Source organism: Pseudomonas sp. UME65, from assembly GCF_014170225.1.
In the GTDB taxonomy this organism is placed as follows: domain Bacteria; phylum Pseudomonadota; class Gammaproteobacteria; order Pseudomonadales; family Pseudomonadaceae; genus Aquipseudomonas; species Aquipseudomonas protegens.
This window is the reverse complement of sequence record NZ_LZZQ01000004.1, coordinates 150,068-167,794: the sequence shown is the minus strand read 5'-3', so window position 1 is coordinate 167,794 and position 17,727 is coordinate 150,068. Positions and strand designations below refer to the sequence as shown.

Annotated in this window: 23 protein-coding genes and 1 pseudogene; 18 read left to right on the top strand and 6 right to left on the bottom strand. The window is 58.5% G+C overall.

The annotated features are described in order from the left end of the window. Nucleotides 1-39: 39 nt before the first annotated feature. Entirely contained in the window at nt 40-786 is a 747-nt protein-coding gene (locus tag A9971_RS01935) for a 3-oxoacyl-ACP reductase family protein (RefSeq protein WP_183000790.1), read from the top strand. 84 nt (nt 787-870) lie between these two features. On the opposite strand, the gene A9971_RS01930 is transcribed toward A9971_RS01935, so the two are convergent. The 4 genes from A9971_RS01930 to A9971_RS01915 form a co-directional block, all read right to left on the bottom strand. Next, nucleotides 871-1,566 carry an HAD-IA family hydrolase gene (locus tag A9971_RS01930; RefSeq protein ID WP_183000789.1) on the bottom strand — a complete coding sequence of 232 codons (696 nt, stop codon included), beginning with the start codon at nt 1,564-1,566 and terminating at the stop codon, nt 871-873. Between the two features lie 152 nt (nt 1,567-1,718). Then, on the bottom strand, nt 1,719-1,880 hold the full coding sequence (locus A9971_RS01925; protein ID WP_171820693.1) for a hypothetical protein: 162 nt from the start codon (nt 1,878-1,880) through the stop codon (nt 1,719-1,721). Between the two features lie 108 nt (nt 1,881-1,988). Continuing rightward, complete coding sequence (locus A9971_RS01920; RefSeq protein ID WP_015634733.1) at nt 1,989-2,354, bottom strand: glycine zipper domain-containing protein; 366 nt, start codon at nt 2,352-2,354, stop codon at nt 1,989-1,991. Nucleotides 2,355-2,751: 397 nt separating this feature from the next. Beyond that, the gene (locus A9971_RS01915) at nt 2,752-3,192 is read right to left on the bottom strand and encodes a hypothetical protein (protein ID WP_041116840.1); all 441 of its coding nucleotides are present in this window, start codon (nt 3,190-3,192) and stop codon (nt 2,752-2,754) included. Between the two features lie 917 nt (nt 3,193-4,109). Here A9971_RS01915 and A9971_RS01910 point away from each other — a divergent pair. The 4 genes from A9971_RS01910 to A9971_RS01895 all read left to right on the top strand — a co-directional run bounded on the left by A9971_RS01910 (nt 4,110) and on the right by A9971_RS01895 (nt 7,852). Further along, nucleotides 4,110-4,379, top strand: coding sequence for a hypothetical protein (locus A9971_RS01910; RefSeq protein WP_019093267.1), 270 nt, complete (start codon nt 4,110-4,112; stop codon nt 4,377-4,379). A 1,081-nt stretch (nt 4,380-5,460) separates the two neighbouring features. Beyond that, nucleotides 5,461-6,099 carry a hypothetical protein gene (locus tag A9971_RS01905; RefSeq protein ID WP_259652330.1) on the top strand — a complete coding sequence of 213 codons (639 nt, stop codon included), beginning with the start codon at nt 5,461-5,463 and terminating at the stop codon, nt 6,097-6,099. Between the two features lie 236 nt (nt 6,100-6,335). After that, nucleotides 6,336-6,869: a hypothetical protein gene (locus tag A9971_RS01900; protein ID WP_183000787.1), complete on the top strand. Its 534-nt coding sequence runs from the start codon at nt 6,336-6,338 to the stop codon at nt 6,867-6,869. Continuing rightward, nucleotides 6,866-7,852 carry a HEPN domain-containing protein gene (locus A9971_RS01895; protein WP_183000786.1) on the top strand — a complete coding sequence of 329 codons (987 nt, stop codon included), beginning with the start codon at nt 6,866-6,868 and terminating at the stop codon, nt 7,850-7,852. The genes A9971_RS01900 and A9971_RS01895 overlap by 4 nt, the downstream gene beginning before the upstream one ends. A gap of 157 nt (nt 7,853-8,009) precedes the next feature. On the opposite strand, the gene A9971_RS01890 is transcribed toward A9971_RS01895, so the two are convergent. Continuing rightward, nucleotides 8,010-9,053 (bottom strand): phage portal protein, encoded by a 1,044-nt coding sequence (locus A9971_RS01890; RefSeq protein ID WP_183000785.1) that lies wholly within the window; start codon nt 9,051-9,053, stop codon nt 8,010-8,012. Further along, entirely contained in the window at nt 9,053-10,810 is a 1,758-nt protein-coding gene (locus A9971_RS01885) for a terminase ATPase subunit family protein (RefSeq protein ID WP_183000784.1), read from the bottom strand. Before A9971_RS01885 ends, A9971_RS01890 begins: the two co-directional genes overlap by 1 nt. Before the next feature lie 151 nt (nt 10,811-10,961). Between A9971_RS01885 and A9971_RS01880 the strand changes: the two genes are divergently transcribed. The 13 genes and pseudogenes from A9971_RS01880 (at nt 10,962) to A9971_RS01825 (ending at nt 17,726) form a co-directional block, all read left to right on the top strand. Beyond that, a complete protein-coding gene (locus tag A9971_RS01880) occupies nt 10,962-11,840 on the top strand; it encodes a GPO family capsid scaffolding protein (RefSeq protein WP_183000783.1) in 879 nt (292 codons plus the stop codon). Nucleotides 11,841-11,884: 44 nt separating this feature from the next. After that, entirely contained in the window at nt 11,885-12,892 is a 1,008-nt protein-coding gene (locus A9971_RS01875; RefSeq protein ID WP_183000782.1) for a phage major capsid protein, P2 family, read from the top strand. Nucleotides 12,893-12,903: 11 nt separating this feature from the next. Next, nucleotides 12,904-13,611, top strand: coding sequence for a terminase endonuclease subunit (locus A9971_RS01870; RefSeq protein ID WP_183000781.1), 708 nt, complete (start codon nt 12,904-12,906; stop codon nt 13,609-13,611). A gap of 114 nt (nt 13,612-13,725) precedes the next feature. After that, nucleotides 13,726-14,187 (top strand): head completion/stabilization protein, encoded by a 462-nt coding sequence (locus tag A9971_RS01865; protein WP_110596781.1) that lies wholly within the window; start codon nt 13,726-13,728, stop codon nt 14,185-14,187. Further along, nucleotides 14,187-14,399 (top strand): tail protein X, encoded by a 213-nt coding sequence (locus A9971_RS01860; RefSeq protein WP_183000780.1) that lies wholly within the window; start codon nt 14,187-14,189, stop codon nt 14,397-14,399. The genes A9971_RS01865 and A9971_RS01860 overlap by 1 nt, the downstream gene beginning before the upstream one ends. Nucleotides 14,400-14,444: 45 nt before the next feature. Further along, nucleotides 14,445-14,768 (top strand): phage holin, lambda family, encoded by a 324-nt coding sequence (locus A9971_RS01855; protein WP_015634861.1) that lies wholly within the window; start codon nt 14,445-14,447, stop codon nt 14,766-14,768. Then, nucleotides 14,765-15,607 carry an N-acetylmuramidase family protein gene (locus tag A9971_RS01850; RefSeq protein WP_183000779.1) on the top strand — a complete coding sequence of 281 codons (843 nt, stop codon included), beginning with the start codon at nt 14,765-14,767 and terminating at the stop codon, nt 15,605-15,607. The genes A9971_RS01855 and A9971_RS01850 overlap by 4 nt, the downstream gene beginning before the upstream one ends. Further along, nucleotides 15,604-15,810 carry a hypothetical protein gene (locus tag A9971_RS01845; protein ID WP_183000778.1) on the top strand — a complete coding sequence of 69 codons (207 nt, stop codon included), beginning with the start codon at nt 15,604-15,606 and terminating at the stop codon, nt 15,808-15,810. The genes A9971_RS01850 and A9971_RS01845 overlap by 4 nt, the downstream gene beginning before the upstream one ends. Then, nucleotides 15,807-16,286 carry a hypothetical protein gene (locus A9971_RS01840; RefSeq protein WP_183000777.1) on the top strand — a complete coding sequence of 160 codons (480 nt, stop codon included), beginning with the start codon at nt 15,807-15,809 and terminating at the stop codon, nt 16,284-16,286. The genes A9971_RS01845 and A9971_RS01840 overlap by 4 nt, the downstream gene beginning before the upstream one ends. Further along, a complete protein-coding gene (gene lysB, locus A9971_RS01835) occupies nt 16,283-16,726 on the top strand; it encodes an Rz-like lysis system protein LysB (RefSeq protein ID WP_183000776.1) in 444 nt (147 codons plus the stop codon). The genes A9971_RS01840 and lysB overlap by 4 nt, the downstream gene beginning before the upstream one ends. Further along, nucleotides 16,641-16,826: pseudogene (lysC, locus tag A9971_RS32825) on the top strand (Rz1-like lysis system protein LysC); the annotation flags it as partial. The gene lysB and the pseudogene lysC, both read left to right, overlap by 86 nt. Next, nucleotides 16,823-17,275, top strand: coding sequence for a phage tail protein (locus A9971_RS01830; RefSeq protein ID WP_183000775.1), 453 nt, complete (start codon nt 16,823-16,825; stop codon nt 17,273-17,275). The pseudogene lysC and the gene A9971_RS01830, both read left to right, overlap by 4 nt. Beyond that, a complete protein-coding gene (locus A9971_RS01825; RefSeq protein ID WP_183000774.1) occupies nt 17,268-17,726 on the top strand; it encodes a phage virion morphogenesis protein in 459 nt (152 codons plus the stop codon). The genes A9971_RS01830 and A9971_RS01825 overlap by 8 nt, the downstream gene beginning before the upstream one ends. Nucleotide 17,727: the final 1 nt, after the last annotated feature.

Genomic DNA, 17,727 nt, shown 5'->3' with positions numbered 1-17,727 from the left:
AAGCACAAGGCACCCGGCCTTGAATCTCTGGAGAAGCACATGAGCACATATGACCTCAGCGGCAAAGTAGCCTTGATCCAGGGCGGTTCCCGCGGCATCGGCGCAGCCATTGTCGAGCGCTTGGCGGCAGAAGGCGCCAGCGTCGCCTTTACCTACGTCAGTTCGGCGAGCAAGGCCCAGGCCCTGCAGGACAGCATCATCGCCAAGGGTGGCAAGGCCCTGGCGATCCACGCCGACAGCGCCGACGCCGAGGCCATCCGCCGCGCAGTGAACGACAGCGTCAAGACCTTTGGCCGCCTCGATATCCTGGTCAACAACGCCGGGGTGCTGGCCATCGCACCCTTGGACGAGTTCAAGCTGGAGGACTTCGACCAGACCCTGGCGATCAACGTGCGCAGCGTATTCATCGCCACCCAGGAAGCCGCACGACACATGGGCGAAGGTGGCCGCATCATCAACATCGGCAGCACCAACGCTGAACGCATGCCCTTCGCCGGTGGCGGCCCCTACGCCATGAGCAAGGCCGCACTGGTGGGCCTGACCAAGGGCCTGGCCCGAGACCTTGGCCCGCGGGGCATCACCATCAACAACGTCCAGCCCGGCCCGGTGGACACCGACATGAACCCGGCGGACAGCGACTTCGCCGCGAGCCTGATGGACCTGATGGCTATCCGTCGCTATGGCCATGCCGAAGAAGTCGCCGGTTTCGTCGCCTACCTGGCCAGCCCCGAGGCCGGCTACATCACCGGCGCCAGCCTGAGCATCGACGGTGGCTTCAGCGCCTGATCCCCCGCAAAAAAACGGGCCGTCGATGACCGGCGGCCCGTTTTTCAGTGCCTTTAAAACAGCGGTTTGCCGCCGCTCAGCCCATCAGTCCCAGTGCAGGTGGGGCAAGCCGCAGGCAGCCGGCTGAAAGCCTTTGAGGGAACGGATGATCCCGTGGGCATGGGCAAACTTGCTATCGGCCATCGCCGGATCGGGCACTGCGATCACGCTCATGCCAGCGGCCCTGGCCGCGGTCACGCCAAACGGCGAATCCTCGAACACCAGACACTCGGCCGGAGCCACCCCCAGGCGGCGGGCAGCCGTGAGGAAGATATCCGGCGCCGGCTTGGCCGCCGTCACTTCCGGATCGTCGGCGGTGACGATGGTGTCGAATAGCGCGAACCAGTCGCCATGGCGGGTGGTTTTCTCGCCGAACGACATCTGCGACGAACTGGTGCCCACGGCAATGGGAATCCGGTGTTCCTTCAAGTGCCGCACCAGCTCTTGGGCCCCGGGCATGGCTTGGGCGCGGGGAAAGCGCTCACGCATCAACGGTTCGCGCATCACCAGGAACTCTTCGGCGCTGATGGGCAGGTCCAGGGCCTGGACCACATAGTGCGCCAGGTCGCCGGCTCCCCGGCCGATGATGTTCTGCTTGATGGTCCAATCGTAGGTGCGGCCATAACGCTCGGCGATCAACTGGGTGATCTCGGTGTAGATGCCCTCGGTGTCCAGGAGCAAGCCGTCCATGTCGAAAATGACGGCCTTGATCGGCCCCAAATCATTCAACTGTGCATTCATCGCATCTGATCCGTTAGCAAAAATACATTCCAGGGAGCGGCTCAGGTACGGCCAGTTCTTCTTGGCAATTCATCAATTAAAGGATTCAGCAGCATAGCGGCGGGCTTGGGTCGGGAGCAACCGAGGGGGCTGGACGGCGGTTGCTGCGGACCTTAGTCGGCTGCACCAGGCGGGCTCTTGTCGCCTTCTGGCGCCTCTTGCAGAGGTACGCGTGCATCGTCCTGCAATGAACCGGGGTCTTCATTCCCGGGGTCGTTGATCACCTCCGGCTCGTCGGAAGCGGGCTGTGCCTGGCCTGGCGTCTCGCGGTGCATGATCGTCTCCTTGAACATCGGGACTCAGAGCCTTGAGTATGGCGAAGCCAGGGGCAAGCCACACAAAAAACCCGGCGCAGGGCCGGGTTTTCTTCAGGCAAGGCAGAATCAGTGACGCTTCTTGTGACCCATGCTGCTACCCAGGGCGCCACCGGCCGCGCCGCCGATACCGGCGCCGACGGTCGAGCCGGTGCTACCGCCCAGACGATTACCGATCAGCGAGCCACCGGCCGAACCCAGGCCACCACCGATGGCCGCCTTGGCCCGGCTGCCTTTGCGCGCCCCGGCCGCACTGCCTGCCGCACCGGCAACACCCGCGCCGATTGCCGCCCCGGTACTGCCACCGAGCTTCTGCCCGACCACATTGCCCAACGCCCCACCAAGCCCGCCACCAATGGCCGCAGTGCCATCGCCGGCCATAGCGCCTTGAGCCAGCAGAAGTCCCACAACCAGGGCAGGTAAAGTTAAACGCATGACTTGAACCTCAAAGAAAGACTGTCGGACTGACAAGAAAGCCCAGCGCCACGCGGCCCAATTCGAGCTATCGCGGCCGCACCCGGTTACTCCCAGGTGCCTTGGACAGCTGATTTTAAAAGAGTTTTATCCCCGCGCAAAAAAAAGCCCGCTGGGGAACGGGCTAGGGATGCTGCTTTTAACGGATGGTTCGAGCCTACTCAGGCAAATGTGAAGATTATGTGAAAAGAGCCTGTCAGTGGGAGCAACACCAACAGACCTTGAGCTTCACCTATCCCGAGGCATCTTCAGCTCACCTTACCGAAATGTTCAGACCGGGCCGCTGGCAGGCAACGCCTTGGAACGTTACCAGTGCAACGCCCCGATCTCCGCCACAGAGGCTCGAACGCAGTTGCACTCAACGAATGCTGCGGATGCTGCCTTTATTGCCTTTGACCGTGACCGAGACTTTCTTGAAGACGAAGTAGTTTTCTTCACTCACTTCATAACGCGGAGCAACGATCAGGTCGGCGCCCGAAGATTTGACTGCCTTGAAAGCCGCAGCGGACTTGACCGCACTGACCGGATCGAAGCCCAGGCCACCCAGTGCACCACCGCCATCACCACCGTAAGCCACACCGTCGGCAAACTGGCTATCGCCACCGAACTTCAGGAAACCAAACAGAATGTTGACCGACGACTGACCGGAAATCGCTTCGCCCACTGCTACATCCGCCTTCAGGTCAGCCTTGACCTGACTGTCGATTGGCGAAGATGGCTGGCTGATGTTGTAGCTGGTGCAACCTGCGGCGGTGGCAACAAGCGTGGACAATGCGAGGAGTTTGAAAATGGCTTTCACGTTTATTTCCTTATCGCGTTTCATATAAAAGGCATCATCGCTGGATGCGCAGCCCCGTTTGAATCGGGATAAGGAACATATCGCCACTTATAACAAATTGAGATAAGAAAATTCCTAAACCAATAAAAAATATCTTAACAAATAGCCCAAAAAGCTCCCTTGCAAACAATGGGACCTCGCCAATCTTTCCCCTGAAAAACCTCCAGGCAATAAAAAGCCCCGCATAAAGCGGGGCCGCCTGCATCCTGCGTTACCTTCTCTTCGGCAACGCCCTGGGGAAAAACATCTTGTTGCTGGCTACAGGCACCGCCGCCTTTCTCTTGCTGACAACTGTGCCAGAAGATTCAACCTCTGCTTCGAATGCAGCCTGACCGCAACGCACCAAGTTGTTGATTGGGAACTCATCCCCGTTGTCTTCAATATAAGCAAGACTCCTCATACCCAGCTCCCTCCAACAACCGACCAGTACCGGCAAGCTCCTGATTGCCTGGAAAATACTGCTCGTCACGGCATTTCAGACTAGACAGTCATTTGCCGACCCGCCGTTCAAAACAGACAGGCGCCGACGAGTGGCTGCATGCCAGGGGCGACGCTGGATCGCTCCACCTCCCGACCGCAGGCAACAGCTGAAAATGGACCGGTTACCGTCGGGTTACTACAGCTGGCATTAAAGCTTTAAAGACCAGCCTGGAAGCATGTGCTCAAGCTCTTCGTTACTTCACCAGCCGCCACCACCTTAAAAACCCAGCTTTTTATATCTTTGTCAATAGTGCCGTTGAGCGACTGTGCGGGAAGTAGCGCGGTGCTAGGCTTTCCTGGCGTCACACCATGCGAGCGCCCGATCTGTTCAGGCTATTGATAAAGGCAGGTCAGGCTCAGGTATAAGCCGCTTGTCAGATGACTGAAAGGATTCGAACATGAAAAAGTCCATAACTGCTCTGGCCGTATCCGCGACGATCGCTTTCACCGCAACTGTCGCGAACGCTTCCGTACATCCAACCCCGATCAAGGCTCCGCAGACCGTCAATCAGGTGACAGCTTCTACTGACACCCCTTTCGGAACCCAAAAAGCAGCGGGCGAAATCCAGATGGCCAGCCTGGCCAGAAGCTGCTCCGATAGCCGATATTCCTGGTGGGAATACAGCGGTTGGGAAATCGTCGGCTGCCTCATAAGCGGCCAGTGGTAACTCTTCAGGCGTAGCTGGTGCGTGGCTTGCCGAATGAGCACGCACCAGAGCCTGCTACAGGCTGCCCCGGGGTCAACCCAACACAACTTCCCCCTACCCGCTCCATCGGGACATTTTTCAGACGCCAAAAACCACAAACCCCCGACTTTCTTTAGGAAAGTCAGGGGTTTGTGTTTGTAGAATGTGGCGGTGAAGGAGAGATTCGAAAGTGCCCGCACCCTCGATCGCCCGGGCAGCACCTCGGTTTACAAGGGCTCCAGCGGTGCCAGCAGCGAGAAAACGTTCCCACGCCATTCCCATGGCCCTCAACGTACAGCTCAGTACGTGCGCGCATCACACGCATAAGGGGCTGAAATCCAAGGTACAGGGGGGTAGCAAAAAAAGAGTAACATCAGTAATCCTGGCCGAAAAATTAACACAAGTCATTGATTTGCAAGGTTTTTTCTCGGATCTCAAAAAGTAATTTTTAAGTAACCTAAGAGTAATCAGATTACCTATTTATAAGGTGATATTTTCCTTTTATAAAACCCTTATATTTCAACCACTTACAGAATAATTACTCTTTGAGTTACTCCGGTGTTACTACTCTTTGTAATCTCTGAAGCCTTGATTTATGGGACCTCCAGAGCAGAACCAGCCCCTGGTTACTGAAATTACTCTTTCTCAGACATCCCCGCTACCTCCAACAATCTGGAAGCTTCTAAGCCTCCTCATAAATTTGGCCTCGGTGCAGGGTTCCGCAGGCTTTTCGGCCCGCAGAAAAGCCCAGCAGGCCCCCAGCTGAGGCCGTCGGGAATAATCTGCAGGTGCGCAGAAAAAGCGACCCATTTAGCCCGCAGGCGAGGTGGGGGGACGACGGCGCGCGCCAGGCGCTGAAGCACGTCACTGCCCCGATTTTGTGGCACGTCACTACCCCGAGCTAGCGCTGAGCACTTCGTCGCCCTGATTCGCCGATTTGACTCCGCTGAATTACTGTATGTGCATACAGTATAAGTTATAGCAGTCTGATCTCATGAGTATCCCCTCTAAAGCTGAGTGGCTTGCCCACTGGCGCCGACACCTGGACGACCACGAACTCCGCATGAGTTACCCCGAGGCTTACCGTCAAGGCTGCCTGGCCATCAGCAAAGACATGGTCGATGTTGAGGTCATCGATCAGGCTCAGAAGTTCGAACTGGATGAGCTCGCAAACGCTGCGTACTGGCACGCCGTTGAGACGCTGATCGATTGCGAACCTGAATTCATATCGTCCGCCTTCTACGACCTGGTTCCTCGGGGCGGCGGGCCGCGGCTGGGCAAGCTCTGGGGAAGGACTTACTACCCGGAAGGCTCGGAGGAATGGGCAGCCCAGGTGATCGATGAGAAAGAAAGTCGTCGGCTAGTGTTCCGAATCAATTCGGATGTGTGGTCAATGGACGGCCTGACGATCACAACGGCCGACGGCAGCCTTTATGACCTGGTGATCACTGGCCAACGCATCAACGGACGCGAGTACGCGAACATCGAGGACCCGGACGCATACCGAACCCTCGCGGACCAAGCGTTGATTGCCCTGGAGAATCACGACTTCGAAACATACAGAAGAACTCGCCCTCTTCTCCTCGCTGCGGCATTCAGGAAGTGCACAGCCTGCCTGGACCGGTTTGCCGCGCGAGAAGATTGTCCCGTTTGTGAGGGACACGGATTTATTGCGAAGGATAGGGTTAGATCAAAATTTTAGAAATCGCTGGACTACCACCCGAGGCGATTGAATGATATTGCTGAACAATGCTGTAGGCAGAGTGCAGTACCAAGTTATAGAGTTTACAGACCCTGTAGGTCAGCGTGGCTGATGTCGGAGCGAGATTAAATCCCACCAAATAACTGCCACTCGTAGCTGCAGATCAACACTCAGCGACAAACACCGTCAGCAAACATTAAAAATTGGATGTTACGTTGAGAAAGGAGTTCCGCGCCTTGGAAGACATTGAAAAAAGCTACAGAGACACACCCAGCACGAATAAAAAGTATGCCAAAAGACTTACAGATTACATCTACGCCCTAATCAAGCATGGCAGAAACATAGAGGCAAAACACTTTTTCTCAGAACTAAGCAAAATAAGTCCACTTCATAAAAAAACAATCAGACTGGGCTACACGATTGCAATAGCCACTTTTGATAACGACATGCTTATTAAATACGACAATTTGCTTGTTGATTCAAATCCCGAAACCAGTGAACTCCTATGGTTTCAATTACGTTACTATCACTCACGAAACAACCTCTTGGCCTGCGAACTCGTAAGCAGCAAACTACTTGAAGAGTCTTCAAAATTTGAACACATTTCCACCATTCTGGAGGTATGTTTAGAGCAGCGAAGCTACTCAATTGCAAAACCTTTAATTAAAGTCCTCGCAAAGCATAAGCTAGTATTAAGCCCACCAACAGAAAGACGGTTAAAGCAAATACTTATAGAAAAACTAATAAACACAATCCAAGGACGAAAATGAATTGCTTCCTAGTTATTAAAATTCTTGACGACCAAAGCTTTTCTATACCCTCTACAATGGTTTATGGAGACGTAGAAATTCGGTCTTATTCTGCAGACACAAAGCAAGAGGTTGACGCACTTAAAATATCTGCCACTGAACGAGGGCTCGACTTCAATAAATATAGTGTATGCGCTAGAATTGCAACCATCGTCGAGTGCGAAACGTTTATTGAGGCGATTCACTTTGCTGACAACAGATTCCTTGAAGTCCTGGACTTTAAATCAACAGAGTTTTCTGTCTCGAACATTAAAACATCTCCAATCGGATTAATAAAAGACTTAACTACAGGAACGCTAACCCCTATAACAAAAACTGGATTCGAACCTTCAATCTCTTTTATTATGAATCCTAAAACCATTCAACGCTTCGACAGTACTAATTATGTACTGTCATTAAATAACGAGTTGAGCGAACGTTATAAGCGCTCGCTTCACTGGGCAAGAAATAGCAAAAACGAAACAAACCAACAATTAAAAATTATATTTCTATGGTTCTCCATAGAAGCACTATTCAAAGAAGATGAAACTGATAACTGCGTCGAAAGCTATATCCGTTTATTTCTAGGCTTCCCCAACGGCGGCCAATTAAAACTTATTTCAGACACTATAAAGGCCAACCTAGAAAATCACAAAAAATACAAATACTGGCAAAAAGAACTTAAGGAAGTAGTTAAAAAAATCCGCAACTTCCGGAACGACTCCGTACACTCAGGCTTTCGTAGCGTGGACTTTAGAAAAGAAACGCTCGACTTATTTAGCACAGTAATGATTTATGCAACTAGTAGGTGCCAAGCAGGAGTAATGAGAGGTCTACTTTCTGAAATTGGATTGCTTTCTGAGTTCAAGAAGTACGCAGTCGTATTATTCGAGGACAACATCAATCTAATCAACGACGTTCACAACAATATAATTCACTCTTTAGACCACCCTATAAAACATTGACACAATCTCTGCGACTTTAGAGTGTCTAAGGCTTGCCCTAACCGCAAAATAGAAGAAAACGTATCTGGAACACTCGGTGTGCTTAAGTAACTCAACATTGGGCTGATGCTCACGCTTCAGCCCAACGCCTCCTTAATACATGGCGGGATTACTCCTCCTATACCGCTATTTCAAACGTTTTGAAACTAACAACCTCCTCGCCAAGCCACTCGTTGACCTGAGCCAGCCGCGCCTGCAGTGGCTCCAGCTCGTTGACCGCCCACACCTCAGCAGCCTCTCGCAAGGACCCGAAACCGCCCGCGTTCTGCGGCACAATGCCCATCAACTGTGGCGGAATACGCAAGGCCGCGAGCAGGTCGTCGCGGCTGATATTCTTGATTGAGCTGAATTCATCCTTTGCCGCCACCTCACTGACCGGGATCAGCTGGATGCCGTCCTTCTTCCCGGCGGGTGCGTAGACGAACAGGTTGCGGAAGTTGCCCGGGCCTTTCGAGTTCTTCAGCGCGGTACGCAGCGAATCGATGTCCTCTTCCTTCTGCGCCGCGTCGGTCATGTAGAGGATGAAGCCGGCGTGACTGCCGTTGTTGTAATACTTGCGGCGAAACAGCGTGGCGCTCTCGTTCAGCAGCGCGCTTTGCAGCGCCGCCAGCCACTCCGGCAGGCCGTAGATCTCCTGGTTGATATCGGCTTCACGCAGGTGGCAGATGGAGCCCGGGGCGAATTCGTGCTCGTCCTTCCAGCCACGCACCTGGTAGTAGGTCACCAGATCGGCACCGCGGCGCATGTACTTCGCCAGCGGCGGGACCAAGCCCAGGGTGTTGCGCAGCATGTTGTTGCGCTTCTCCAGGTAGCAGTTGCCACACCAGAGCCAGTCCAGGACGAACTGCTCGAAGGCCTGACGGCTGAGCAGCTTGTGGGGGATGAAGGTGCGGGCCAGCATGTTGCGCTTGAAGTTCAGCCCCGATTGCAGATACACGCTGGCCCGGGTGGTCTTGGCCAGGCCATCCATGGACATCGGCGTTTCGTACCAACGGCCATTGAGCCAGCACTGCAGGTAGTCGAGGATTTCGCGGCCATCCAGCACCGGCGTCGGGTCCCCAAAGGTGAAGGCCTCCACCGGGCCGGCCTCGGCCTGCAGCAGCTCCCCTTCTTTCGGGGCATTGGCGGGTGCCAACTGTTTTCCGCGGTTACGTCTGCTCATCAGTAGGACTCCATAAATCCGGTGTTCGCCGTGGTCTGCCCTTCGAGGGGTTCGTTGTGCAGGGCGTGGAAGGTCGCCCACGCCAAGTCGGCATGGCCGGTTTCGTCGGTGCGACCGGCCGTGTAGGTGAACTGGCGCCCGGAGGCGGTGACGGTCTTTCGAATAGCCATCAGCGACTGGGCCATATCCGTCCAGCCGGCATCGAACTCCAACCGTCCGTTCTTGATCACGTCGTAGGCTTTCAGCACCAGGCGGGTTTTGACTTCGGGCGAGTAGCTGAAGGTGGTGATGTTCGGGAAAAACGACTTCACCAGCTGCGCCACGCCTGAGCCCATGCCGGTGATGTCGATCCCGATGTAGGTCACCCAGTAGCGCTGGGTGACCTGTCGAATGGCTTCGGCCTGGGCCGCGAAGTCCATGCCCCGGAACTGGTGCCGCTCCAGGATTCGGAACTTGCCGCCGGGCACCATGGGGGGAGCGATCACCACCATGCCCGCGCTGTCGCCGTTTTCCGCCGGGTCATAGCCCACCCAGACCTGGCGATCGCCGAACGGCCGCGCGGCGAAGGGCTTGTAGTCCTCTGCCCAGAGGTCCCAACTGTCCACCATGCAGGGCTGCAGCATTGCAAGCGGGAAGATGCTGGCCCCGTCGTCGATGAACTGGCACATCAGCAGGTTCTGGAAGGCCTCGGCGTCGTACTCAAGCCGCAGCTCGTCCAGGTCGAACAGATCACAGCCCCGCCCTTCCGCGTCCAGGATGGTGACGATCTGGCGCCAGATCCGGTCCTCGCAAAGCCGCCCTTGTTGCAGGGCATTGTGGGACACGTCGAGCTTGATCCGCTGAGCCGCCGGCTTGCCCTTGTTGAAGCGCTCACCGGTCCAGAAGGTGTAGGCCTCATGCGCCATGCTCGACGGCGTCGAGAAGTAGGTCCGGCGGTATTGCTTCTGCATCGCCATGCCGCTGGCGACCTTGTTGAGTTCCTTGAACTTGAAGGTCCAGAAGAATTCGTCGAAGTAGAAGTTGCCGTGATAGCCCTGGGCGGTCCGGGCGTTGGTGCCCAGGAAGTGCAGCTCGGCGCCGTTGCCCAAGATGATCGGATCACCCGTCAGCTCGATACCGACCGTGTCACGGGCGAAGGCCTGGATGTAGGCCTTGAAGATGTGCGCCTGATTCTTCGAGGCGGACAGGAAGATCTGATTGCGCCCAGTGGTCAACGCATCGATCAACGCCTCCCGAGCGAAGTAGAACGTCGCGCCGATCTGCCGGGACTTGAGGATGGCGCGGGTACGCTGGTTGCCCGCCTTGTACCAGTCCAGCTGATAGCCGAAGCAGCCATCGATGAACGCCTCGGTCAGCTTTTCGATGTGTTCTTCATCGAACTCGTTGCGCTTCGGTGCCTTCTTCGGCCCTTCGTTGCGCTTGGCCAGGTTCGGGTTCAGCTCGGTTTCGGTACCGCCCTCGTTGAAGCGCCGGATCCGCGCCTGGCGCTCCAGCTGGCGGTGCAGCAGGTCGATTTCCTTGTAGTCCGCCCCTGACTTGGGGTCCTTGAGGATCAACTGCACCAGGCGCGCTTCGGTGGCCGCTTCGATGCGCTCCAATGGTGTGGCCCGGTCCCATTCGTCCCGGGCTTTCCAGCTGTGCAGGGTCTTTTCCTTCTCCCCGATCAGCTCGGCGATCTCGCACACGCGATAGCCCTGCCAATACAGGTGTTTGGCGTGGCGGCGGTGATCGGTTGGCAAATCGACGATGGCATTCATGGCGCAGATGCTGCCGCCCGCGCGCGAACACTTCCCGCGCCGCCCCTTGTACGCCGTGGATCTACAACAGCGCCTCGTTGCCCGTCTCGCCCGCGCTCAACAACATGCCCTCATCGCCAAGGCACACAGCCACCGCACTGAGGATTCACGCATGGCCGGCAAAACCGACACCCCAGCCAAGAAACACCGTTCCAAGTTCTTCCGCGTCGCCGTTGAAGGCGCCACCACCGATGGCCGCCAGATTGAACGGCAATGGCTGGTCGACGCTGCCGAGACCTACAGCCTGAACACCTACGGCGCCAGGGTCTGGATTGAGCACATGCGTAGCCTGCTGCCGGACAGCCCGTTCCGCGCCTATGGCGACGTGGTCGCGTTGAAGACCGAAGAGGTCGAGATTGCCGGCGCCAAGAAGCTCGCCCTGTTCGCCCAGATCGAACCCACTGCCGACCTGGTGAACATGAACAAGGCCCGGCAGAAGCTCTACACCAGCATCGAAATCCGCCCGAAGTTCGCCGATACCGGCCGCGCCTACCTGGACGGCATCGCGGTGACCGATACCCCGGCCAGCCTGGGTACCGAAATGCTGACGTTCAGCGCCCAGCACCCGGACAAAAACCCGCTGGCAGCCCGCAAGCGCGACGCCAGCAACCTGTTTTCCGAGGCCATCGAGGTGGCCCTCGAATTCGAGGAAGTCGAGGACGAAAGCGGCAAGGTCGCTGGCCTGTTCAGCCGCGTGCTCGACCTGCTCGGTAAGAGCAAGGACAAGGAAGGCAAGGACGCCGCTCTATTCACCGAGCTCGGCGAGGCCGTCGAGGCCATGGCTGAGCACGTCGCCGGCCAGGGCCAGGCCTTCGCCGCCGAGAAAGCTGCCCGCGAAAGCCTGCTGGCCAAGCACGAGAAGCTGGCTACCGACTTTTCGGCGCTGGTGGAAAAACTCGAAAAAACTCCGGCCGGCACCAGCCAGCAACCGCAGTTCACCGCTCGCCCCGCGGCTACGGGTGGTGACGGGGCTCTCGTCACCGACTGCTGACCCCAACACGGACAACACCAAGCCAAGGAACATCGGAGAACACCATGCGTAACGATACCCGCGTCCTATACAACGCCTACCTGCAACAACTCGCGCAGCTGCACGGCGTGAGCGACGTCACCACCAAATTCACGGCCGCCCCCAGCGTTGCCCAGACCCTGGAAACCCGCATTCAGGAGTCCAGCGCCTTCCTCAGCGCCATCAACGTTTACGGCGTCTCCGAACAGTCGGGCGAGAAGATCGGCATCGGCATCGACGGGACCATTGCCAGCACCACCGACACCACCGTCAAGGACCGTGAGCCCCGCGACCCGAGCGGCCTGGACAATCGCGGGTACACCTGCACCCAGACCAACTTCGACACCGGGATTCGCTACCAGAAACTCGACCAGTGGGCCAAGTTCAAGGACTTTCAGGCGCGCATCCGTGACGCCATCATCAAGGCCCAGGCCCTCAACCGAATCATGATCGGCTGGAACGGCACCAGCCGTGCCGCGACCTCCAACCCATCCACCAACCCGCTGTTGCAGGACGTGAACATTGGCTGGCTGCAGAAAATGCGCCTGGAAAACGCTGCTCGCGTGTTGCACGAAGTGGTCGACGGCAGCGGCAAGATCCAGATCGGCGCGGGCAAGGATTTCGAAAACATCGACGCCCTGGTCGTCAGCATGGTCAACGAGTTCATTGAGCCCTGGTACCAGGAAGACACCGAACTGGTGGTGGTCTGCGGTCGCCAGCTACTGGCCGACAAGTACTTCCCGATCATCAACAAAACCCAGGCGCCGACCGAGATGCTCGCGGCCGACATCGTCACCAGCCAAAAGCGCATTGGCAACCTGCCAGCCGTTCGGGTGCCGCACTTCCCGGCCAACGGCCTGTTGGTGACCCGCCTCGACAACCTGTCGCTGTACTGGCAGGAAGGCACCCGCCGCCGCACCGTCGTCGACAACGCCAAACGCGACCGCATCGAAAACTTCGAATCGGTCAATGAAAGCTACGTGATTGAAGACCTGGGCTGCGCTGCCATGGCCGAAAACATCACCCTGAGCTGAGGCCGGCAATCATGACCAACCCCTGCCGTCGTCACTTCCAGCGCGTAACAGCAGCCGTTGCAGCGGCTGCTGTCGCCGGGCCAGCCCTGACCATGGATGGCGCAACCATCTACGAGCTGCACCTCGCCAAGCTCCAACAGGATTACCTGCGGCTAAAACAGGTGCAATCCACCGAGGGCAAGGCAGAGCTCAAGCGGCAATTACTGCCGGAGTACGAGCCCTACGTCGAAGGCATGCTCGCCGAGGGCAAAGGCGCCCAAGACCAGGTGCTGACCACCCTGATGGTCTGGCGCATGGACGCCGGCGACTTCAAGGGTGCCCTGGACATCGCCGCCTACGTGATCGAGCACCAACTGCTGATGCCGGATCGCTTCGAGCGCACCACCGGCACCATCGTCGCCGAGGAGATCGCCGAAGCCGCGTTGAAGGCCCAAAAGTCCGGCGGCAGCTTTGACCTGGAGCTGCTGTTGCGTACCGAGCAGATCACCACCAAGGAAGACATGCCGGACCAGGCCCGGGCCAAGCTGCACCTGGCCATCGGCAAGGCGCTTTCTGCTCAGGTCGCTGATGACGCCCCCGCAGACACTGCCCTGCAGCCCCTGGAACAGGCCAAGACACACCTGGCCCGCGCCATCGAGCTGCACAGCAACTGCGGCGGCAAAAAGGATCTGGAGCGCGTCGAGCGCCTCCTCAAGAAACACACTGCGCCCGCCCCTTAAGGTACGCAGTTAACCGAGCGTCCCCACGCACCCCGCCGGCTCGGGGCGGATCGGCCAGACCGCTCCGCCTGAACGTGAAGCCCCGACCACCGGCGACTTATTGAGCGCAGCACCATGAGCGGATTCGTAGCCGGCGGCACCACGCCAAGCGGCCACATCAACACCGACCCATTCTGGCCCTCGATCGACCTGGACCAGCTGCGCGCCACCTTGCGCATCGACAGCAGCGTCACCCCGGCTCGTCTGGAAACAGCGGTGATCAACGCCGCCATCAGCGTCAATCGGGAGCTCGATGACTGGCGCATAGCCCAGCAAGCTGCAGGCTATGCCGAACTGAAAGACGTCCCCAGCCCCCTGGTCAAGGATGAATCCGCCCAGGTCCACCTGTACCGCCGAGCGATCGAGGCCGGCGTTGGCGCTGAGGTCTGTGAACGCTACCGCTCCTATGACAGCACCAACACGGGCAACCGCAAGGCCGAAGAACTGGCCCCGAACATCGATGACTACCACCGCGACCAGCGCTGGGCCATCCGCGATTTCCTGGGAACCAAGCGCACCACCGTGGAGCTGATCTGATGGCCGTCACCCTTCGCGCCCTGCAAAACGACACCGTCGACGCCCTCTGCTGGCGTCACTACGGCCGCACCGCCGGCGTCACCGAGGCGGTGCTTGAGGCCAACCCCGGGCTGGCTGATCACGGCCCCACCCTGCCGCAAGGCCTCGCTGTTCAAATGCCCGAAGCCCAGACCACAGCCTCACAGCGGCAGATGGTGAACCTATGGGACTGATCCATTTGAGCCGCCTCCTTGAGACCTACCACCCTGGACCCTGGAATGAAGCGAATGCCTGACCGTCCCGACACCTGGGCCTGGCTCGCCGCCTGGCTCGAACAGAACTGGCCGACCCTGTACGCCGGCGTCCTGGCGCTGATCATCGCGGCCCTACGGATCATGTACGGCGGGGGCACCCTGCGCCGGGTGCTGATCGAGGCGCCGCTCTGCGGGGCGCTGGCCCTGGCTGCGAGCCACGGCCTGGCGTTGCTCGGCATCCCGGCATCGACCGCCCCGTTCTTCGGCGGCGTGATCGGCCTACTCGGCGTCGAGGGCACCCGCGCCGCAGCCCGCAAGTTTTTCAACCGCAAGGTAGAGCAGCTATGAACACACTCCGGCACGGCGACCGCTCCCAAGCGGTTCGCACTTTGCAGAAGAACCTCAACAGCCACGGGGCCAGCCTGGTGGTGGACGGCGACTACGGCGACGCCACCGAAATGGCCGTGCGCGCCTACCAGCTCAAGGCCGGCCTGGTGGTGGACGGTATCGCCGGCGAGAAAACCCAAACCAGCCTGACCGGTGGCGATTGCGCTCTGTTGCTGAAGAACAACGACCTGGTCAGCGCCGCCCAACGCCTGGATCTGCCTCTTGCCAGTGTCTACGCGGTCAATGAGGTCGAATCGAACGGCAAGGGCTTCTTCGCCAACGGCAAGCCGGCGATCCTGTTTGAACGGCACATCATGTACCGCCAGTTGAAAACGCCACGCCACCCAGGCGACGACCCGGCAGAACTGAAGTGCCACGCCGACGAGCTCGCGGCGCAGTACCCGGCCATCATCAACCCGAACCCCGGTGGCTATGCCGGCGGACCTGCTGAGCATCAGCGCCTAGCCACGGCCCGCCTCATCGATGACACCGCGGCCCTCGAATCCGCTTCCTGGGGCGCCTTCCAGATCATGGGCTTTCACTGGAAGCGCCTGGGCTATGCCAGCGTGCAGGACTTCGTGACGGCCATGAGCGCGAACGAGTCCCGCCAGTTCGACGCCTTTGTCCGCTTCATCGAGACCGATCCGGCCCTCCATAAGGCGCTAAAGGCCCGCAAGTGGGCGGACTTCGCCAGGCAGTACAACGGACCGAACTACCAACGCAACCTGTACGACACCAAGCTCCAGCGCGCCTATGAGAGGCACAGCGCCTGCAGCTGCGGTCAGGAGGTAACGGCATGATCGATCTCGAAGCGGTGCACAAGCTCAAGGTAGCGGACGGTGACGTCCTGGTCGTGCCGGAAAACACCGAGCAAGAAGCCATGGAGCTGCTGGCCGAGGCGCTGCAATTCGTCGATCCAGGTTGCCGGGTGATTGTGATCCGCGGCCCGCTCGAACACCTGGACGTCGGCGCCATGAACAAACTGGGCTGGTACCGCGCATGACAGCCAAGATCGCCTACCTCGAAATTTCCGGTCGCCTGACAGGGAAAACCTCCCGCTTGGTGAAGTTCGCAAACGAGCTCACCGCCCAGGGCGAGACGGTGATTTTCGTCACCCGAAAAGCGAAGAATTTACACGGGCGCCTGCCAGGAGTAGTCGTACTTTCGGACCGTCAGGCCCCTCCTGATGACGTCGACCAGGAACAAGCTATCTGGATCTACGACGAGTTCGACTGGCTCAAGTCGGCCAAGGTCCGCAACAGCGGGTACTACGCAACAACGGCGAGCCGAGTCCGCGACTTGGGGATCGATACCCCGGAAACGGATCTGCTGTTGCAACTGATCGAGCTCAACGGCGGCAGCTATCAGCGCCATCTTCTGACACCGGGGGTAATCGATGAGGCCTACTTCAATGAGGCCCGCGCGATCTATACCGACGAGCAATACCGCCAGATGGTCCTGGGGGAGTTCCTCAAATGAGCACCATCCGCCAGATCCTGCTGAGCCTGGCCCTGGTCAGCGTGCTGGGCCTGCTCGCCTGGAATCAGGAACAACGCATCGAGGTCGCCGACAAGAACAGGGAGGTGGCCGAGAAAAACACCCAGGACGCGCTGGCCGCGGCCGGACGCAGCGAGGGCAAAGCCAACGCCCTGGAGGCTGCTCTTTCCGGCGAACGCGAGGCCCAGGCCCTCCTGCGCACGGAACAGGACCTGCTACGCCAGGGGCTCGCCAAACGACAACTCACCATCGAGGGGCTGAAACGTGAAAACGCTGATCTGCGCGCTTGGGCTGACCAGCCCTTGCCTGATGTTGCTCGCCGGCTGCGCGAGCGCCCCGCCCTCACCGGCGCCGACGCTTATCGTCAGTGGCTGTCCGGCCGTGGTGCCCTGCAGCCTGCCGGCGACCAGCCCAAGCAGTAACGGCGACCTGATCACCGACCAGGACCGTAGCGAGGCCGCCTGGGCCGAATGCGCAAGCCAGGTCGACATGATCTATCGCTACCAGCAGGCCAAACCATGAACAAACCCGACAGCCTGCGAGTGTTCCTGCTGGAGCGGGTCGCGGAACTGCGCCATAACCCCGACCGGCTGCTGATCTTCATCGACAATGGCAAGGTCCGCTGCACCGCGGCCCACAGCCTTTCGTTCGAGTACAACTATGATCTGCAGGTGATCTTGACCGACTTCGCCGGCCATCCAGACAGCGTCATGCTGCCTCTTCTGGAGTGGCTGCGCGTGAACCAGTCCGAATTGCTGGAGAACTTCGACAAGTCCGCCGACGGCATCAAGTTCGAGGCGGACCTCATCGACAAGAGCAAGGTCGACATGAGCTTGACCCTTCCCCTCACCGAGCGGGTGGTCGTTCGTACTGATGATGCAGGCAACACCACTATCAGCCACCCAGGTGAACCCCAGCGCAACCCCACATGGCCCGAGAGCGGCCCGGAATGGATAGTGCCCAATGGCTGATCTTGAAGCGCTGGAAGACTGGGCCGCGGGTCTACTGGGGCAGTTACAGCCCGCAGCCCGCAATCAGCTCGCCCGAAGCATCGGCCAGGCCCTGCGCCGCAACCAGCAACAGCGGATCATTGCCCAGCTCAACCCGGACGGGAGCAAGTACGCACCGCGTAAACAGCGGAACCTGCGGGGCAAACAGGGACGCATCAAGCGCCAGGTCCAGATGTTCAAGAAGCTGCGCACAGCGAGCTTCTTGAAGGTTCAGGGGGATGGCAATGCGATTAGTGTTGGGTTTACTGGGCGGGTAGCCCGTATTGCGCGTGTGCATCAATACGGGCTGAAGGACCGGGCCGAGCGTGGGGCGCCAGAGGTGAAGTATGAACAGCGGGAAGTATTAGGTTTTACTAATGAAGATTTAGATTTAATTCGAGACAGCCTACTAAAAAAACTAACAAGCCAATAAA

What these genes read in the sequence shown, in the direction of transcription:
- A9971_RS01845 (WP_183000778.1), top strand. Translation starts at nt 15,604, where the DNA reads ATGATCGATCTCGAAGCGGTGCACAAGCTCAAGGTAGCGGACGGTGAC.
- A9971_RS01925 (WP_171820693.1), bottom strand. Translation starts at nt 1,880, where the DNA reads ATGCACCGCGAGACGCCAGGCCAGGCACAGCCCGCTTCCGACGAGCCG.
- A9971_RS01935 (WP_183000790.1), top strand. Translation starts at nt 40, where the DNA reads ATGAGCACATATGACCTCAGCGGCAAAGTAGCCTTGATCCAGGGCGGT.
- A9971_RS01855 (WP_015634861.1), top strand. Translation starts at nt 14,445, where the DNA reads ATGAAGCGAATGCCTGACCGTCCCGACACCTGGGCCTGGCTCGCCGCC.
- A9971_RS01870 (WP_183000781.1), top strand. Translation starts at nt 12,904, where the DNA reads ATGACCAACCCCTGCCGTCGTCACTTCCAGCGCGTAACAGCAGCCGTT.
- A9971_RS01875 (WP_183000782.1), top strand. Translation starts at nt 11,885, where the DNA reads ATGCGTAACGATACCCGCGTCCTATACAACGCCTACCTGCAACAACTC.
- A9971_RS01910 (WP_019093267.1), top strand. Translation starts at nt 4,110, where the DNA reads ATGAAAAAGTCCATAACTGCTCTGGCCGTATCCGCGACGATCGCTTTC.
- A9971_RS01865 (WP_110596781.1), top strand. Translation starts at nt 13,726, where the DNA reads ATGAGCGGATTCGTAGCCGGCGGCACCACGCCAAGCGGCCACATCAAC.
- A9971_RS01895 (WP_183000786.1), top strand. Translation starts at nt 6,866, where the DNA reads ATGAATTGCTTCCTAGTTATTAAAATTCTTGACGACCAAAGCTTTTCT.
- A9971_RS01860 (WP_183000780.1), top strand. Translation starts at nt 14,187, where the DNA reads ATGGCCGTCACCCTTCGCGCCCTGCAAAACGACACCGTCGACGCCCTC.
- A9971_RS01825 (WP_183000774.1), top strand. Translation starts at nt 17,268, where the DNA reads ATGGCTGATCTTGAAGCGCTGGAAGACTGGGCCGCGGGTCTACTGGGG.
- lysB (WP_183000776.1), top strand. Translation starts at nt 16,283, where the DNA reads ATGAGCACCATCCGCCAGATCCTGCTGAGCCTGGCCCTGGTCAGCGTG.
- A9971_RS01920 (WP_015634733.1), bottom strand. Translation starts at nt 2,354, where the DNA reads ATGCGTTTAACTTTACCTGCCCTGGTTGTGGGACTTCTGCTGGCTCAA.
- A9971_RS01930 (WP_183000789.1), bottom strand. Translation starts at nt 1,566, where the DNA reads ATGAATGCACAGTTGAATGATTTGGGGCCGATCAAGGCCGTCATTTTC.
- A9971_RS01890 (WP_183000785.1), bottom strand. Translation starts at nt 9,053, where the DNA reads ATGAGCAGACGTAACCGCGGAAAACAGTTGGCACCCGCCAATGCCCCG.
- A9971_RS01885 (WP_183000784.1), bottom strand. Translation starts at nt 10,810, where the DNA reads ATGAATGCCATCGTCGATTTGCCAACCGATCACCGCCGCCACGCCAAA.
- A9971_RS01850 (WP_183000779.1), top strand. Translation starts at nt 14,765, where the DNA reads ATGAACACACTCCGGCACGGCGACCGCTCCCAAGCGGTTCGCACTTTG.
- A9971_RS01880 (WP_183000783.1), top strand. Translation starts at nt 10,962, where the DNA reads ATGGCCGGCAAAACCGACACCCCAGCCAAGAAACACCGTTCCAAGTTC.
- A9971_RS01905 (WP_259652330.1), top strand. Translation starts at nt 5,461, where the DNA reads ATGAGTTACCCCGAGGCTTACCGTCAAGGCTGCCTGGCCATCAGCAAA.
- A9971_RS01840 (WP_183000777.1), top strand. Translation starts at nt 15,807, where the DNA reads ATGACAGCCAAGATCGCCTACCTCGAAATTTCCGGTCGCCTGACAGGG.
- A9971_RS01830 (WP_183000775.1), top strand. Translation starts at nt 16,823, where the DNA reads ATGAACAAACCCGACAGCCTGCGAGTGTTCCTGCTGGAGCGGGTCGCG.